Here is a 16,169-nt window from a genome sequence, read left to right as displayed (position 1 = left end):
TGTCTAGCCTTACAGACAAAAAAAGCAGCACTGAAGCTACTTTTCTTTTAAATTATTAAATTCTTTTTGCACCAATATATCTTGTTTTCCAATAAGTACAGTTCAAACAATCAATTTTTACTCCATTTGAAACCGAGTGAATAACTTTATTGTTACCTATGTATATCGCAACATGAGAGACTTTTTTTGAACCAGTATTGAAAAACACAAGATCTCCTGGTTTTAAATTTGTTTTACTAACCTTTTTACCTCTTTGAAACATGGCATCCGCTGAATGTGGTAAATTGACTCCAATTTTTTTATAAGAATAGGAGACAAATCCGGAACAATCGAAGCCCGTTGGCGACATTCCACCATATCTGTAAGGAGTTCCTAAGTATTTTTTTGCTACATTAATAACTTCCGTAGGGGAAGCTGCTGCAGCTTCTTTTGCTGGTAGTAAAAATACGATTCCTAATAACAGTGTAAGCAGAAGGGATGCGATCTGTTTCATTTAGCAAGGTCACCTCATGTTTAATTTATGTTTAGCGCAAGCAGCTTATCCGCTAGTGGATGAGTTGTGTATAATAGACAAAAGAAATATATTTTCTAGCAATTTCGGCATAAAACTTATTTCCTATTTGATATTTTTAATATATCAGAAAATTGTCGAAACTTAGGTTACAGTTATTTTAAAAAGTATTACAAATGTATTACATTCCGTTACAAAAGATAGATGAGAGATTTTGAAAAGCAAAACTTTTTTCCTATATAATAGAGAAGAATGAGTATCCATATGTAAAAAAGCATGACAAATTGCTACAATATCTTCATCGATAGAAACAGGAGGACAGGTAAATGATTGTAAAAAATGATCAAGATTTAGAAGGGTTAAAAAAAATAGGCAAACTTGTCGCAAATATACGTGACGAACTGAAAAAACAGGCAAAGCCTGGAGTCACCACGAAGGAACTCGACGAAATTGCTGGGAAGCTCTTTGAAGAAAATGGAGCCATTTCTGGACCAAAAGGAGAATATGATTTTCCGGGTTATACTTGTATCAGTGTGAATGATGAAGTTGCACATGGGATTCCGAGCGATAGAATCTTGCAAGAAGGCGATTTAATAAATATAGATGTATCCGGCTCTTTGAATGGATATTATGCAGATACAGGCATTTCATTTGTGGTAGGAAATGGTGACCCAAAATTACAAGAACTTTGCGATTGTGCGGAAAGAGCTTTTCAGAAGGGACTAGCAAAAATTAAAGCTGGGACAAAGCAGAATCAAATTGGCAAGGCTGTAATGAATGAGGCCAAAAGAAGCGGTTTTACCGTTATCATGAATTTAACTGGACATGGGGTAGGAAGAGCTCTTCATGAAAAGCCTGATTACATTATGAACTACTTTGAGCCATGGGATAACGATTTATTAAGAAACGGGATGGTCATTGCATTTGAGCCGTTTATCTCTACTGGAGCAGAAGAAGTAGAAGAACAGGATGATGGGTGGACATATAAAACACCTGATGGAAGCTTTGTTGCACAGGTGGAGCATACTGTTATCGTTACGAAGGATAAGCCGATCATTTTAACTTTATAATAAAAAAGGAAGGAAAGCTCCTTCCTTTTTTACATATTAAGCACTTTTTTGTTGGTTTACTGTGTTAGATTTTTTCAGTTTCACCGTTTTATGAAGGCGATATGCCATAATTCCCGCGAAAATAGAAAGAATCATGTCTTTTGGCAGTGGTGGGAGCATCCATACCCATGCCATTTTGTAAGTGAAACCATCTGGTGCTGCTGCCCAAAATTTATAAGCAAAATACATCCAGTTTGTCCCAAAAAGATAGTTAATAATCGTTCCGATTAGTGCTGCTCCAATATATACGGACAATTTTTCAGCGGACTTTTCTACGATTTTTCCTGCAATAAAAGCTAATAATATAAACGAAACGATAAAGCCGAAGGTAGGAGATAAGATAATGCTTGGTCCGCCTTTAAACCCGGCAAATACGGGAGCACCTACTAACCCCACAAAAGCATATACAGTCATGGAAATGGCACCTAGCCGACTACCTAATAATACCCCCGCCAATACCGCAAAAAAGGTTTGCAAAGTAATCGGGACACCTCCAATTACTAAAAATGGAACTAGTGATGTAAGGTTTGCACCAATCATTGTTAAAGCCACAAACATAGCAGCATAACAAAGATCAATTGCCCGTAATTTTTGCTTTCCCATTTAGATTCCCCTTTTCTATGTAGTAATAAAAGAATAATAGATTGTTATCTAATTTGTCAACTTAAAAAATATTAAGGTTAACAATGAAAGGTTATCTTTAAAATCAAATACACCATTTTTTTGTTGGAGAATACACTAAAGGGTAAATGCCTAATCATGAGGTGAAGCATTATGTATCGAATGTATCGAATGTATCCAGTGTATCCAATATATCCGTATTATCCGATGAGGATGAGGTCTCCAAAAAAGCCAAGAAGATTTCCTCCGCAGCACCAGGATAAACAACCCGGTATAGAAGGTTTAATGAAACCGAGGCCGATTATTGAAAATGATCAATATAAACCAGGCGGAAAATTAAAAGGGAAAGTGGCGATTGTCACAGGCGGAGACAGCGGAATAGGAGCGGCAACTGCTATTGCCTTTGCAAAAGAAGGAGCGAACATTGTTATTCCCTACTATTATACTTATGAGGATGAAGATGCGCTTCGAACGAAAAGAAGAATTGAGGAGTTAGGGCAAAAGTGCTTGCTCGTAGTGGGTGATTTAACAGATGAAAATCACTGCAGAACGGTTGTAGAGAGAACCATTAAGAGATTTAAAAGGCTCGATATTCTTGTGAATAATCATGGCGTTCAATATCCTCAAAAAAGCCTTTTGGATATAACAACGGAACAATGGGATCATACCTTTAAAACAAATATTTATAGCTTCTTCTATATGGTCCGGGAAGCGCTTCCTTATATGAAAAAAGGCAGTACCATCATTAATACGACATCCGTTGTGGCATATGAAGGAGAAAAAACATTAATAGACTATTCCTCCACAAAGGGAGCTATTGTCTCTTTCACTCGTTCTCTTTCTCAAAATCTAGCAAAAAAGGGGATAAGGGTTAATGCTGTTGCACCAGGACCAATCTGGACACCACTCATTCCTTCCAGTTTTTCAGCAGAAAAAGTAGCAAAATTCGGTTCAGATGTTCCAATGAAACGGGCTGGCCAACCATATGAACTCGCTCCAGCTTATGTCTATCTTGCTTCTGATGATTCAAGCTATGTGACAGGACAGGTCATTCATGTTAATGGCGGCACCATGGTTAGTTCCTAACAGGTACAAAGGAGATTCCTTTGTGCTTTTTTCTTTAAATTGTGTATTAGGTCCTGCCTGACTAAGTCTGCGGAATTTTTTCTATTATAGTCCTGAGTCCCACTGTTCAGTGGTGTTTTCGGTCCGTTTACCATCTATTTCGTGCCATTGGGGGAAATACCAAGCTAACTTTTCAGTGTAAACCATCATACTTTTTAAAAATGATAATATTATGTAAACTAGTTGGTTATAAAAATATATTTGAATATAAATCTATCAAAAAAATGTTATCAAATTGCTCGTTTTGCATCTATTTTTATCATAGAACGAATTAATAGTTTCAAAAAAAATAAATCTTTACATATATTCCGAGGACTTGTCTCATATCCTTTAATATGGCTTTTTTCAAGATTCTGTTTTTCTTAGGAAAATCCTAAAAGCAGTATGTTTGTGAGGAATCTTTTCTTTAAAAGTACCCATCATATTTGAAAGTTTTTAAGAAAAGATCCTTAATTGATAGCGTAACAAAAGGAGAGACAGTATGCGTTCTTTTTTTAAAGGAATATTTGTATTAGCGGTTGTGGCCTTTTTGGGAGAGTGTATTGAGTTTTTAGTTAATATGGTACTGGCAAAAGAGCTTGGCGGCGTCGGGATGGGATTATACATGTCCATTTTGCCGTTAGTCTTTTTTGTGGTGGTATTAGCCAGTATGGAGCTTACCGTTTCTATTTCAAAATATATTGCGGAAAAAGAGGAAAAATATCATGCTAGCATGCTGCGGCACGGAATCCGATTTTCCGCTTTTTTTACAATCGTTTTAACAATTGTCACCATTTGTGTGCTGCCTATTATTCCAGTCTTCAATCAATATCATCCCTATATACGGCTGCTAGTTATTATCTTGATACCGATTACCTCGTTTTCATCCATCGCTCGAGGCTATTTCATGGGTGTTCAGCATATGGGGAAAATTGCAGTTGCAAATTTCACACGAAAATTTGCTCAGCTGATATTGCTTGTTTTGATTTATCATTTATTCCAATTTGATCTTAACGTATCCATTTTAATTGCTTTATGTGCTTTGGTCGGAAGTGAGATCATTGTTCTTATTTACCTGTTGCAGCAATTTTATGTGCAAATGAAGTATATGAAAAAAAATAAGGGAAATATCCGATTAAGCGGAAAGAATGTTCGAAAAAGCTTGCTGTCTGTATCCTTACCGACAACAGGAATGAGAATTTCCCACTCCATTGCACATGCTATTCAACCATTTTTAATTAAGGCTGCATTGGTGAAAGCCGGGTTGACGGGAACGGTTGCATTGGAGCATTTTGGTATTGTAACGGGTGTAGCTTTCAGTATCGGATTTTTTCCTGCATTTATTGCACATTCATTTTCAACGGTACTTATTCCGACCGTCTCGGAGGCGTATGCCAAAAAGGATTTTGTAAGGCTGCAAAAACTTTTGCAACAAATAATGTTTATGACATTTCTCTATGGGGTGCCAGCGGTCATTATTTTTCACTACTTTGCAGAGCCCTTAACTCATTTGTTTTTTAAATCAGCATTGGCGCCCCTTTATTTACAGTTATTATGGCCCTATTTCCTCTTTCATTATTTTGTCATTCCTTTACAGGCTTTCTTAATTGGAATAGGGCTAATAACAGATTCTCTCATTCACTATATTTGGGCGACGATTGTTATGTTTGTCATCATGTATATCTTAGGATCCAATCCTCATTATCAAATGATTGGAATTATCCTTGCCATGAACACAAGCTCCTTATTGCTAATGCTTTTGCACTATATTACCATCTGCAGAAAAATTGGTGTAAGCATCATTTTACGAAAGCCCATCAAACAATCCTACTAAACTAGAGGAAAAATAGTCTATCTACGAGAATTATTAAGTTAAATCCAAATTGTACAGGTGATGAATATGTCCATTGATAAAGATGAGCTGCTATTATCTGCCCAGTCAGCATTAATCGGTTCAATACCAAAAAAATTAAGAGGCCTCACCGTCAGAAATGACTATAATTCCTTGCTTTGGGTTGCATATTTTGATGATCAACCAACTGAAAAAGAAAAGGGCATTTTAAGCAAGGCATTTCACGAGGTTGCTTCCAAATATCCAAGCATCCAAAGCACCAGGGAAGAATTTGTATTCATTCCAACATCGTTCCGCATTGATATGTTGGATTATTGGGTCTTTCTTAGATGGGAGGAGTAAACACGGGGACGTTTCTCTTGTTTCTTAAGAAACAAGAGAAACGTCCCTTTGTTTTAGTCATATTTGAAACCTAGTTTCATATAATGAAATGACAGGAAAAGGAATGGAAAGGGGGAACGGGTAATGGCTTTTGTTTCGAAGCGTGTGCAGGGACTGCCGCCGTATTTATTCTCCGTCATTGATGAAAAGAAAAAGCGGCTTCAGGAAAAAGGAATGGACATTATTGATTTAGGAATTGGGGCTCCGGATTTGCCGACACCCGATTTTATTGTGGAAAGACTTACAAAAGAATTAGCCAATCCGCTTAATTTTAAGTACTCAGGATATGCAGGATGCCAAGAATTTCGCGAAGCAGTCGCCTTATTCTATAAAAATCACTATCAAGTCGATTTAGATCCCGATACCGAAGTTTTAACTCTTATCGGTTCCAAGGAAGGCATCGCTCATATTGTTCCGGCAATGATTGACCCTGGAGATGTTGTCTTAATCCCTGATCCTGGCTATCCGGTGTATCATACGGCTGCCTATCTTTCCGGTGGGGAGTGTGTAGATCTTCCGCTAATTCCGGACCAAAACTATCGTCCCGACTACTCAAAGGTATCCAATCAACATAAAAAACAAGCAATGCTCATGTTTTTAAACTACCCTGGCAATCCAACTGCAGCGACGGTGGAAATCAATGTCTTAGAAGAAGCTGTTCATTTTGCGAAGGAACATCAAATTGGTATCGTCCATGACTCTGCATACAATTTAGTAACCTTTGACGGATATAAAGCACCAAGCATTCTCCAGGTTCCCGGCGCAAAAGAAGTAGCAGTCGAATTTGGTTCCTTATCCAAAAGCTTCAATATGACAGGCTGGCGGATTGGGTACGTGGTTGGTAATCGAGATATTATCCGTGCTCTATCCATCGTAAAAAGTAACACGGATACAAGCCAATTTCTTCCGATTCAAAAAGCAGCGGCAGAAGCATTGAAAAGTGATTACACTACCGTTGAACAAAATAACCGCATCTATCACGAGCGCCGTGAAAAAGTGGTAGAAGCACTGCGAAACATTGGAATACAAGTAGAAAAACCAAGAGGCTCCTTTTTCATATGGGCACCCGTTCCGAAAGGATATTCCTCTCAAGAGTTTGCCGAAAAAGTCCTCGAAGAAACAGGTGTGATTATAACACCCGGAAATGCATTTGGGCGATCAGGAGAAGGATATTTTCGCATCGCCTTAACCGTCCCTTCCGCACGGTTAACAGAGGCAGTGGAGCGAATGAAAACTCTAAAACTAGAGGTGAAGTCAAATGTCTCAGATAGCTGAAACACAAGAAATGAACGGGGCACAAGCAATAACGGAATGTTTGAAAATTGAAGATGTTGTAAAAGTGTTTTGTGTTCCTGGTGAAAGCTATCTTCCATTGCTTGATGCTATTTACGATGAACCGTCCATTGAATTAATAACGGCTAGACATGAAGGCGGGGCGTCTTTTATGGCGGAAGGATATGCAAAGGCATCGAAAAAGCCCGGAGTGGTGATGGCAACACGTGGAGTTGGTGGGGCAAATTTAGCAATTGGAGTACATACTGCATATCAGGACTCCACCCCGATGGTCGTGTTTTTAGGACAGGTGCATAGTAAATTTCGCGGAAGAGAGGGATTCCAAGAGGTTGATCTCGATCAATTCTTCGGGCATATCGCTAAATGGACCGTCGAAATTAAAGATGTTGACCGGGTTCCAGAGCTGGTCCAAAGAGCTTTCCGAATAGCTCAATCAGGCAGGCCGGGTCCTGTTGTCATCTCATTACCAGAAGATTTACTCAAGGAAAAAAGCAAAATGACCTTTCACCCGAAGGTGCAGAAACCGAGGCCGTCCCCCAATCAAAATGAAATAGATGAAATGCAAATGATCCTGCAAAAAGCTAAACGTCCACTAATAATTGCTGGCGGGGGAGTCATTTCTTCGGAAGGGGAACAAGAGCTCCTTGAATTTGTAAAAAAGTTCCATATACCAGTGATGGCAGCTTTCCGTCGGCATGATGTGTTTCCAAATCATCATCCCTTGTACGCAGGACATTTGGGGCTTGGAACACCCAAAGATGTGTTAGCAACGACAAAAGAGGCAGATGTCATTTTAGCAATTGGAACAAGACTTTCAGAGGTCACCACACAAGATTATTCCATAATCAGCCGGGACCAAGCACTGATTCACATTGATATTAATGATCAAACATTAGGGAGGGTCTTCCAGCCTATGCTAGGCATCGTTTCAGATGCAAAGGAGGCCTTAATCTCCATGTTGTCCATAGATATTCAACCCGAATGGGAGGAATGGGCGGCGAAATGCAATCAAAGATATCACCAAACTTCAGAAATAAAAAGAAAAGCAAACAGTGAAAAGCTAACAAATGAGGATGTCATCTATCTGCTGCAAAAACTGCTGCCAGAGGATGCAATCATTACGAACGATGCGGGCAATTTCGCTGGATGGCTCCATTTATACTATCCATTTAAACAAAAGAAAACCTATATAGGCCCAACCTCAGGTGCCATGGGATATGGTTTGCCGGCAGCCATCGGAGCGGCTATAGCCCTTCCTAATCGATTGGTAGTGTCTCTATCAGGCGACGGCGGGATGATGATGACGGTCCAAGAGCTAGAAACGGCTGCACGCTACAACATACCCGTGATTAGCCTTGTATTTAATAATCGCATGTATGGAACGATTCGGATGCATCAAGAAATGAATTATCCGGAAAAAGTGATTGGCACCGACTTAGGAAATATTGATTTCGCTGCGCTGGCTAAATCTCTAAATGCTAACGGAGTAAAAACTACTACAGCTGCTGAATTTGAAGAAGCAATACGCTGTGCGACGAAAGCTAATTTACCGACGGTCATTGAAATAGAAATGGATCCGGAACAAATATCCGTATCCAAAACAATTCAGCAAATCCGTTTGAAAAAATAGAATGGCTCTATTTTTGAGTTTGTAAATTGTTATAAATCCCAAAACAGACTTAGTTTCGGGCATCTATTCTTATAGAGGTTTATCATTTTTAATCTTATAAATGTTTCCGTGTACAAAAACAAACAGAGTTTACGACTCTTAAAACAAATGAAGTATTTCCAAATGTTTATAGAAAGGGGTCACAATACATGACTAGAAAAATAACAAATGGTATTACGGTGGATAATTTTATAGATGGTGAGTGGGTAGTATCAGAAAAGGAACAGTATGCTCCAATTAAAAATCCTGCGAATGGTGAAACACTTGGGGAAGTTTTATTATCAACGGCTGAAGATGTGGATAAGGCGGTTGTCGCTGCGAAAAGAGCCCAAAAGCAATGGGCACTAGTTCCAGCACCGCAAAGGGCGGAAGTTCTGTATCGTGTTGGGTTGCTGTTAAAAGAACGTAAGGAAAAACTGGCGCAGATTTTAACGATGGAAATGGGAAAGGTGATTGAGGAGGCTCGCGGAGAGGTACAAGAAGGAATCGATATGGCCTTCTATATGGCAGGCGAGGGAAGGCGATTGTTCGGAAATACGACTCCTTCCGAATTGAAGGATAAATTTGCGATGAGTATTCGTGTGCCAGTTGGAATTGTCGGTATTATTACACCGTGGAATTTCCCGATTGCGATAGCAACGTGGAAGTCGTTTCCTGCTATTGTGGCTGGGAATGCTGTGATTTGGAAGCCTGCAACGGAAACACCACTGATGGCTAGAGAATTGATTAATATTTTTGATGAAGCGGGATTGCCAAAAGGAGTTATCAATCTAGTTTGTGGATCTGGCTCCAAAGTAGGGACAGCGATGGTAGAGCACCCTGATATTGATGTTATTTCCTTTACAGGCTCTAATGAAGTTGGGCGGACTATTGCTGAGAAATGCGGAAAAACACTAAAAAGAGTTTCCCTCGAAATGGGTGGCAAAAACGCCATTATTGTAATGGATGATGCAGATTTAGATTTAGCGGTTGAAGGAATTTTGTGGAGTTCCTTTGGCACCAGCGGTCAGCGGTGTACAGCCTGCAGCAGGGTTATTGTTCATGAAAAGGTAAAAGAGGATCTGGAGGAAAAGCTTTTAGAACGGATGAGATATTTAAAGATTGGTGATGGCTTAGACGAAGGAGTAAAAATCGGTCCTGTTATTAATGGAAATGCTCTGCAAAAAATCCATGAATACGTTCAAATCGGCAGAGGAGAAGGAGCGGTTTTACTAGCAGGAGGATATATTTTAAACGATGAAGAGCTCGGGAATGGTTATTACTACGCACCAAGCGTTTTCACGGATGTGGAGCCGACAATGAGAATTGCTCAAGAAGAAATTTTTGGTCCCGTTGTGTCCATTATTCCGGTTAAAAGCTTTGAAGAGGCAATTGAAGTGAATAATAGTGTTACGTTCGGACTTTCTAGCTCTATTTTTACAAGAGATATAAATAAAGTTTTCGCTGCACAGCGTGATCTTGATACGGGAATCGTCTATGTGAATGCAGGTACAACAGGAGCGGAAATTCATTTGCCTTTTGGCGGAACAAAAGGTACTGGAAATGGCCACCGAGATTCGGGTGTCGCCGCATTAGATGTGTTCACAGAGTGGAAGAGTGTCTATATTGATTTCAGCGGCAAGCTGCAAAGGGCGCAAATTGATAATAACTAATCTTCATAAATTCTTGGGGTCGAGTGTGAATCCGGCCCCAGTAATCGAACTAAGAAAGGGGAATAATCATGAAAATAGCAGTCTTAGGCGCAGGTTTAATGGGAAAAGAAGCGGCACGGGATTTAGTTAATAGTCAAGGGGTCGAAACCGTTACCTTGGCGGATGTGGATATTAAAAGAGCTGAAGCGGTTTGCAGTCAACTGAAATCTGCCAAACTATCTCCGGCGTATTTAGATGCAACCGATTATGAACAATTAAAAAGCTTTATTGGAAACTATGATGTGATTATTAATGCACTATTTTATTCTTTCAATGTCAGCGTAGCAAAAGCAGCTATTGAAGCGGGAGTCCATTCAGTAGATTTAGGCGGCCATATTGGTCATGCAACAGATCGTGTACTTGAGATGCATGATCAAGCAAAGGCAGCTGGTGTAACGCTTATTCCTGATTTAGGTGTTGCTCCTGGGATGATTAATATTCTTTCCGGTTATGGGGCGAGCAAACTGGATGAGGTAAAATCTATCAAACTATACGTTGGCGGAATCCCGGTACGCCCTGAACCTCCGCTTGAGTATAATCATGTCTTCTCCATGGAAGGAGTTTGTGACCATTATACAGATCCGTCTTTAATCATTCGAAATGGTATTGTACAGGAAATTCCTTCTTTATCGGAGATTGAAACGGTATATTTTGAAAAATTCGGTCCTCTAGAAGCATTTCATACAGCAGGAGGGACATCTACATTATCTCTATCCTATCCGAATCTTGAAACACTTGAATATAAAACAATCCGTTATCCTGGCCATGCCGAGAAATTCAAGCTTTTAGTAGATTTAAATTTAACTAGAAATGATTATACAGTAGAGGTAAAAGGACAAGAAATTAAACCGCGCGATGTTCTGCTAAAAGTCTTGGAGCCGATTGTCGAATTAGGAGAAAAAGATGATGCTGTTCTTTTAAGGGTTATAGTTGAAGGAACGCAAAATGGCAAAAATGCCAAATATGAATACGAATTGACTACTTATAAGGATCGAGAACATCAAGTAACAGCAATGGCACGAGCGACTGCAAACACGATATCTGTCGTCGCACAAATGATAGGGAGCGGCATTATTACGCAAAAAGGTGTATATGCTCCGGAGAAAATCGTTCCTGGTGATGTGTACATCCAAGAAATGGCGAAGAGGGATGTTCATATAAAAGAATTAGAGACTATCGAAAAATAAAATTAATAATGACGCCTTGCTACAGCGCCTATCGGCTAGCGGATTTCTCCGTCTTCTCCCTACGATAAGTCAACATCATGTGAAATTTGAAGTGCCAATTTCACCAGCTTGTGAGCTACCTCAGCGCGGTTTCCTTTATCTGTAAGGTAGCACTACGAAATCCGGACGCCGATGTGCAAGGCGCTTACGCATTTGATTTAAGGGGACGGTATAAATGAATCAAAGTATTATCAAAGCATTAAGTTTGCTTGACTTATTTTCTGATGGCAGGCAAGAACTGAGCTTAAAAGAAATTACAGAGGAAGCCAAACTGCCGAAGCCGACCGTATATCGTCTGTTAGCATCATTGGAATACAGTGGTTTTATTACGAAAACAAAAGAAACCGAGAATGATAGCCGTTATAAATTAGGGCTGAAATTGCTCGAGCTGGGGTCTCTTGTCTCCGAACAGCTGGAGCTGCGTAAAATAGCTTTGCCGCACATGAAAAAACTTGCCGGACAGCTAAATGAAGTGGTTCATTTAGTAATCTCCCATCAAAATGAGGCAGTCTATATCGAGAAGGTTGAAAGTACAAGGGCGTTAAGGCTCCACACACGAATCGGTAAAAGGTCTCCGCTCTATCTTGGATCGGGACCGAAATTATTATTAGCCTTCATGGAGGATAATCGGAAAAAGCTTGTGATGGAGGAGATTATCCAGTATAGAAAGATCGAAAAGCATTCGCTTTTAGAAGATTTACAGCAAATAAAACAAAGAGGATATGCCATTAGTTACGGGGAACAGGACGTAGGTACAGTCGGAATATCTTTTCCTATTTATGATTATCAGGGACATGTGGTCGCCTCTTTAGCGGTAAGTGGTCCAACAAGCCGTTTCGAAGGGCAAAATATGGACTATATTAAAGAAAAGACGGAAGTCACTGCGGGTAATATATCGCAGGAACTAGGGTATAAAAATGAAAGAAACAGGAACCTTCCGTTTTAAAGGAAAGGTTCCTGCTTTTGCATAAATATTCTTTTCGCATTGCTAATGAAAGTTTGCGTTCCGATAATTAGTAAAATATCAAATGAATCCTTTTTCACCAAATTTACCGCATCAGCTAACCACTCTGTTTCCTCTACATTACCATGAATTGTTTTTGCAAACGATAAAGCATCTGTAGGAAAGGTGAGATGACTGATGTCCGGCTTTGATATAAATATTTTTTTTGAAAAAGAGGCAACCGTTTCTATAACACCTTTATAATCCTTATCTTCTGGTACTCCAACAATCGAAATCACCTTGTTCTTCCCGAATGATTGAAGGACTTCCTTTACGTATTGAGCAGATTCCCTGTTTATGGCCCCATCCATAATAATGGTCGGTTTTTGTGAAACGATCTCACATCGCCCTGGCCATTCCAACTGCCGAAAACAATTTTTAATTAAATCCTCTTTTAATGGATGTCGGAGAATCTCCTCACAAGCATTCAAAGCTGTTGCAGCATTAAAGGCTTGAAATGAACCGAGCAGCGGCAAAGTTACTTTTGAGTAATTTGCTTTTGATGTTTTAACGATAAAGGAAGTTCCGCTTTTATCTAATTTGATTTTGTTAGCGGAAAAATCCTTATCGTACATTTGAAGATGACCTGCAAATCCCTGTAATTGCTGGTATATATCCTTTATTAAAAAAGGTTCCTGTCTCCCAATAATGACCGATTTCGTTTCTTCTTTTACAATTCCTAACTTGTGTTTTACAATGTCATAAATCGTTGGGCCCAGTTGACGTGTATGCTCTTCCATCACCGATGTGAGAACAGCCCATTCATTAGACAAAACAATAGTATCATCATATTTTCCGCCGCGTCCGCATTCGATAATATTAATATCTGTCTTATGTTCTTTAAAATACATAACCGCAATAGCGAGTGCCAGACCAACCGGGCCCTGGTATTCTGTCGGTGACAGATCTTTTTCTATCGCTGAAAAAGCAGGCAGCATTTTGGTGCTGAGCCTAATAAAATCCTCATTCGTTATTGGTTTTCCATTTAAACGGATACGTTCATTAAATCGGATTAAATGCGGCGATGTAAACAATCCGACTTTTAAACCATGATATTGAAGCAAAGAGGCAAGCATCATAGAGGTCGAGCCTTTGCCTTTGCTGCCAGTAACAAGCACATATTTTTCACCGCTGTCAGGATTCTTGAGCAAATCAAGTAGTTTTCGCGTGAGATATGGCTTTCGAACCTCTTCATCCTTTGTCTTCGTGATATGAGGGTGTGCCCGTAAATAAGACTGGTATATTAAGTTTTCTGCATCCTGCATCGTTAGGATCGTTGTCATTCTTTTCCCTCGTTAAGCACAAATTTCTTCACATAACCTACCAAGTATAAGGATCCAGTTACTAATACAATCTGGTTTTTTTGATTCAGTTCGAATGCTTTTTTTAAAGCACTTTTCATATCTGGATAATAGAAGTATTGGATATCCTTCACGGAAATCAAGGATTTTTCAATCTCTTCTTGCCTTATATTTCTCTCTCTAAAAGGATGTGGCGTGATGATATAGGAAGCTTGTTCAAAATGAATGGACTTCATCATTTTTTCCACATCTTTATTGGACGAAATAGATAGCATGACACTGGACACCTGCAATCCTAGTGAATCAATGCTTTCCTTTAATGTTTTCAGCTCTAAAGTATTGTGGGCGCCATCGAATAAAAAGGTCATACCGTTCTTTTCAAGCATTTCCATGCGGCAAGGCAAGGCTGCTTGATACAGGGCTTGGATAATGACGTCTTTTTCAAACGAATAGCCGCATTCTGATAATGCTTCTACCACTGCAATAGCATTGCTTGCATTTTGCACTTGATGGGTTCCGAGCATCTCGATTTGAATATTTTTAAGAAAATAATGAAGACCTTTAAAATAGAAGGTATTCCCAGTTGTATCACTTGATGTCGTTATAAAATCATAGTCACGATAGAGAAATCGAAAGACAGTTTCACAATGATGCTCAATTTTTAGCAGATAATTTCGGGCTTGAACATTATTCATCCCGCATATCGCATATTTAGTTGTTGGCTTTATAATACAAGATTTATCAAGGATAATATCCTCAATGGTAGACCCTAGTAAATGGGAATGATCCATCGTGATTTCCGTAAAGACGGCAATCATTGGATCAAAAATATTGGATGGATCTGTTTTACCGCCAACCCCGTTTTCAAATACCACCAGTTGGATTCCGTGTTTTTGAAAATAAGTAAGAGCAATCATGATCATTACATGCATATGCCCGACATCATCTTTTAGTGGATAATCCTCCAGTTTTTGCTGAATATCTAGGACAATGGAGGAAAATTCCTCACGATCAATGAGGGAACCGTTAATGGCAAATCTTTCTTCATAATCCGTTAGATGCGGACCGGTAAAAAGCCCGTGATCCATCGCATGGTGCGTTAAAATAGAAGAAATAAATTGCGCAGTGCTTCCCTTCCCACATGATCCCGTTATTTGAATAAAAGTAAATTCAGCCGGATCCACCTGTATTAATTGCAGTACCTCCACCATTATTTTATGGTGATACCCATGATCTCTCCGGGTTGTGCGTCCATTGTAACTGGAGAGAAAGGCGAGTGCCTTATCATATTCTGTATTTTTCATCCATGTATGCTCCCATAAATAATCATTCAAAATAGGCAATTTTTCTAAATAAAATATTACCACATCTAAAAGGAATGTTAGAAATAAGAAAACACCCTATCCCGGGTGTCATGTATAAAAGGAGTCTGTATGCGGCGGTACAGGGTCTATTGTTTTAGCATCCTCCGAATGCAGTGCCAATTTTAAAGCAAAGACAAACATCCATCCTCCGAATCCAACAACAAAAACAAGAACACCGATCGTAATGATCCATAACTCAGCCATATTTTTCATCCCCTTTTGATGCATTCAAAATGTGAACACTTTTTGAACATCATGTTAATAAAAAATATGCTGAAAGGACGAAAAGCTTTCCAACTATTTTAGTTTCTGCGGGACAAATTTTGCTCCCACTCTTTCTTTAATAATCCGAATAAAAGCATATCGTACGTTTTTCCATCCCTTTCCAAAAACTCTCGATAAGACCCTTCATATGTAAACCCCAGTTTTTTATATAGCTGGATAGCTGCCTGATTGTAACTAAACACGGTAAGCTGAACACGTCTGAGATTTAGTTCATGAAAAGCGAATTGCAGGGTAAGCTCGAAAGCTTCCTTTCCATAGCCTTTACCACGATTTTTTTCATCACCGATGGCAATGGAAATCCCTGTAACTCGTTGATTCCAAAGGATTCCGTCTAATTCAATATAACCGATGAATTGGTTGCTCTCGATTGTTCTGATAGCAAAAACATATTGGTTAGTAGTAGTAGTAAGTTCTGCAAACCAAGATTGGAGAGAGGCTATGCTGCGCGGCCCGGCAGGAATAGCATCAAACAACCGTAAAAAGACAGGGTCCTGATACCACTCCAAAATGGTGTTTAGGTCCTCTTCGGTTAAAGCATTCAACTTTACTTTTTCACCTTGTAAAATGGAAGAAATCATTTTGTTTCACCTCTTTATATAAGTACGGATGAAGTTTACATTCCGCGTGAATTTATTCGCTCATTTTAAACCCATTGATAAAAATTTCTTCAAAACCTTTTTAAAAGTTCTAGATAGTCGTTTACGAATTTGATAATATTTGATTATTGATATGAGGAGGATTATTCAGCTATGAAAAAAT

The 16,169-nt window shown here is 39.2% G+C and carries 15 protein-coding genes; 9 read left to right on the top strand and 6 right to left on the bottom strand.

All coding sequences use genetic code 11. The features are described from left to right. Positions 1–55 precede the first annotated feature (55 nt). The gene (locus tag NSQ59_RS22570; RefSeq protein WP_340832816.1) at positions 56–493 is read right to left on the bottom strand and encodes a C40 family peptidase; all 438 of its coding nucleotides are present in this window, start codon (positions 491–493) and stop codon (positions 56–58) included. A 344-nt stretch (positions 494–837) separates the two neighbouring features. Here NSQ59_RS22570 and map point away from each other — a divergent pair, with 344 nt between their 5' ends. Beyond that, positions 838–1,581 carry a type I methionyl aminopeptidase gene (gene map, locus NSQ59_RS22565; protein WP_055742273.1) on the top strand — a complete coding sequence of 248 codons (744 nt, stop codon included), beginning with the start codon at positions 838–840 and terminating at the stop codon, positions 1,579–1,581. Positions 1,582–1,617: 36 nt separating this feature from the next. Here the strand turns inward: map and NSQ59_RS22560 are convergent, their stop codons facing one another. Continuing rightward, complete coding sequence (locus NSQ59_RS22560; protein ID WP_340832814.1) at positions 1,618–2,223, bottom strand: biotin transporter BioY; 606 nt, start codon at positions 2,221–2,223, stop codon at positions 1,618–1,620. Positions 2,224–2,448: 225 nt separating this feature from the next. On the opposite strand from NSQ59_RS22560, the gene NSQ59_RS22555 reads away from it, so the two are divergent. The 8 genes from NSQ59_RS22555 (at position 2,449) to NSQ59_RS22520 (ending at position 12,403) form a co-directional block, all read left to right on the top strand. Then, positions 2,449–3,327, top strand: a complete 879-nt coding sequence (locus NSQ59_RS22555; protein ID WP_055742513.1) for an SDR family oxidoreductase — start codon at positions 2,449–2,451, stop codon at positions 3,325–3,327. Between the two features lie 520 nt (positions 3,328–3,847). Then, the gene (locus NSQ59_RS22550) at positions 3,848–5,179 is read left to right on the top strand and encodes a polysaccharide biosynthesis protein (protein WP_055742271.1); all 1,332 of its coding nucleotides are present in this window, start codon (positions 3,848–3,850) and stop codon (positions 5,177–5,179) included. 66 nt (positions 5,180–5,245) lie between these two features. Further along, positions 5,246–5,539, top strand: a complete 294-nt coding sequence (locus tag NSQ59_RS22545) for a hypothetical protein (protein WP_055742270.1) — start codon at positions 5,246–5,248, stop codon at positions 5,537–5,539. A gap of 123 nt (positions 5,540–5,662) precedes the next feature. Next, positions 5,663–6,853: an LL-diaminopimelate aminotransferase gene (locus tag NSQ59_RS22540; protein ID WP_340832813.1), complete on the top strand. Its 1,191-nt coding sequence runs from the start codon at positions 5,663–5,665 to the stop codon at positions 6,851–6,853. Then, positions 6,837–8,501: a thiamine pyrophosphate-binding protein gene (locus tag NSQ59_RS22535; RefSeq protein WP_340832812.1), complete on the top strand. Its 1,665-nt coding sequence runs from the start codon at positions 6,837–6,839 to the stop codon at positions 8,499–8,501. The genes NSQ59_RS22540 and NSQ59_RS22535 overlap by 17 nt, the downstream gene beginning before the upstream one ends. Positions 8,502–8,689: 188 nt before the next feature. Continuing rightward, positions 8,690–10,192, top strand: coding sequence for an aldehyde dehydrogenase family protein (locus tag NSQ59_RS22530; RefSeq protein ID WP_205603359.1), 1,503 nt, complete (start codon positions 8,690–8,692; stop codon positions 10,190–10,192). Between the two features lie 68 nt (positions 10,193–10,260). Beyond that, on the top strand, positions 10,261–11,418 hold the full coding sequence (locus NSQ59_RS22525; RefSeq protein WP_340832811.1) for a saccharopine dehydrogenase family protein: 1,158 nt from the start codon (positions 10,261–10,263) through the stop codon (positions 11,416–11,418). Between the two features lie 214 nt (positions 11,419–11,632). Next, complete coding sequence (locus NSQ59_RS22520) at positions 11,633–12,403, top strand: IclR family transcriptional regulator (RefSeq protein WP_055742266.1); 771 nt, start codon at positions 11,633–11,635, stop codon at positions 12,401–12,403. Here the strand turns inward: NSQ59_RS22520 and NSQ59_RS22515 are convergent. The 4 genes from NSQ59_RS22515 to NSQ59_RS22500 all read right to left on the bottom strand — a co-directional run bounded on the left by NSQ59_RS22515 (position 12,400) and on the right by NSQ59_RS22500 (position 15,988). Next, positions 12,400–13,743, bottom strand: coding sequence for a bifunctional folylpolyglutamate synthase/dihydrofolate synthase (locus NSQ59_RS22515; RefSeq protein ID WP_055742265.1), 1,344 nt, complete (start codon positions 13,741–13,743; stop codon positions 12,400–12,402). The genes NSQ59_RS22520 and NSQ59_RS22515 overlap by 4 nt on opposite strands. Continuing rightward, positions 13,740–15,065: a bifunctional folylpolyglutamate synthase/dihydrofolate synthase gene (locus tag NSQ59_RS22510; protein WP_055742264.1), complete on the bottom strand. Its 1,326-nt coding sequence runs from the start codon at positions 15,063–15,065 to the stop codon at positions 13,740–13,742. Before NSQ59_RS22510 ends, NSQ59_RS22515 begins: the two co-directional genes overlap by 4 nt. Positions 15,066–15,173: 108 nt before the next feature. Further along, complete coding sequence (locus NSQ59_RS22505; RefSeq protein ID WP_340832810.1) at positions 15,174–15,329, bottom strand: hypothetical protein; 156 nt, start codon at positions 15,327–15,329, stop codon at positions 15,174–15,176. A gap of 98 nt (positions 15,330–15,427) precedes the next feature. Continuing rightward, positions 15,428–15,988, bottom strand: coding sequence for a GNAT family N-acetyltransferase (locus NSQ59_RS22500; RefSeq protein ID WP_340832809.1), 561 nt, complete (start codon positions 15,986–15,988; stop codon positions 15,428–15,430). Positions 15,989–16,169 lie beyond the last annotated feature (181 nt).

Origin of the sequence: Margalitia sp. FSL K6-0131, from assembly GCF_038008735.1 — a bacterium.
Taxonomy (GTDB): domain Bacteria; phylum Bacillota; class Bacilli; order Bacillales; family Bacillaceae_C; genus Margalitia; species Margalitia shackletonii.
The sequence above is the reverse complement of the archived record's forward strand: the minus strand, read 5'-3'. Positions and strand labels throughout refer to the sequence as shown.

Bases quoted from the DNA above. Each gene is read 5' to 3' on its own strand.
- NSQ59_RS22515 (WP_055742265.1), bottom strand. From the start codon at position 13,743: ATGACAACGATCCTAACGATGCAGGATGCAGAAAACTTAATATACCAG.
- NSQ59_RS22550 (WP_055742271.1), top strand. From the start codon at position 3,848: ATGCGTTCTTTTTTTAAAGGAATATTTGTATTAGCGGTTGTGGCCTTT.
- NSQ59_RS22540 (WP_340832813.1), top strand. From the start codon at position 5,663: ATGGCTTTTGTTTCGAAGCGTGTGCAGGGACTGCCGCCGTATTTATTC.
- NSQ59_RS22570 (WP_340832816.1), bottom strand. From the start codon at position 493: ATGAAACAGATCGCATCCCTTCTGCTTACACTGTTATTAGGAATCGTA.
- NSQ59_RS22525 (WP_340832811.1), top strand. From the start codon at position 10,261: ATGAAAATAGCAGTCTTAGGCGCAGGTTTAATGGGAAAAGAAGCGGCA.
- NSQ59_RS22520 (WP_055742266.1), top strand. From the start codon at position 11,633: ATGAATCAAAGTATTATCAAAGCATTAAGTTTGCTTGACTTATTTTCT.
- NSQ59_RS22505 (WP_340832810.1), bottom strand. From the start codon at position 15,329: ATGGCTGAGTTATGGATCATTACGATCGGTGTTCTTGTTTTTGTTGTT.
- NSQ59_RS22545 (WP_055742270.1), top strand. From the start codon at position 5,246: ATGTCCATTGATAAAGATGAGCTGCTATTATCTGCCCAGTCAGCATTA.
- NSQ59_RS22555 (WP_055742513.1), top strand. From the start codon at position 2,449: ATGAGGATGAGGTCTCCAAAAAAGCCAAGAAGATTTCCTCCGCAGCAC.
- map (WP_055742273.1), top strand. From the start codon at position 838: ATGATTGTAAAAAATGATCAAGATTTAGAAGGGTTAAAAAAAATAGGC.
- NSQ59_RS22510 (WP_055742264.1), bottom strand. From the start codon at position 15,065: ATGAAAAATACAGAATATGATAAGGCACTCGCCTTTCTCTCCAGTTAC.
- NSQ59_RS22500 (WP_340832809.1), bottom strand. From the start codon at position 15,988: ATGATTTCTTCCATTTTACAAGGTGAAAAAGTAAAGTTGAATGCTTTA.
- NSQ59_RS22530 (WP_205603359.1), top strand. From the start codon at position 8,690: ATGACTAGAAAAATAACAAATGGTATTACGGTGGATAATTTTATAGAT.
- NSQ59_RS22560 (WP_340832814.1), bottom strand. From the start codon at position 2,223: ATGGGAAAGCAAAAATTACGGGCAATTGATCTTTGTTATGCTGCTATG.
- NSQ59_RS22535 (WP_340832812.1), top strand. From the start codon at position 6,837: ATGTCTCAGATAGCTGAAACACAAGAAATGAACGGGGCACAAGCAATA.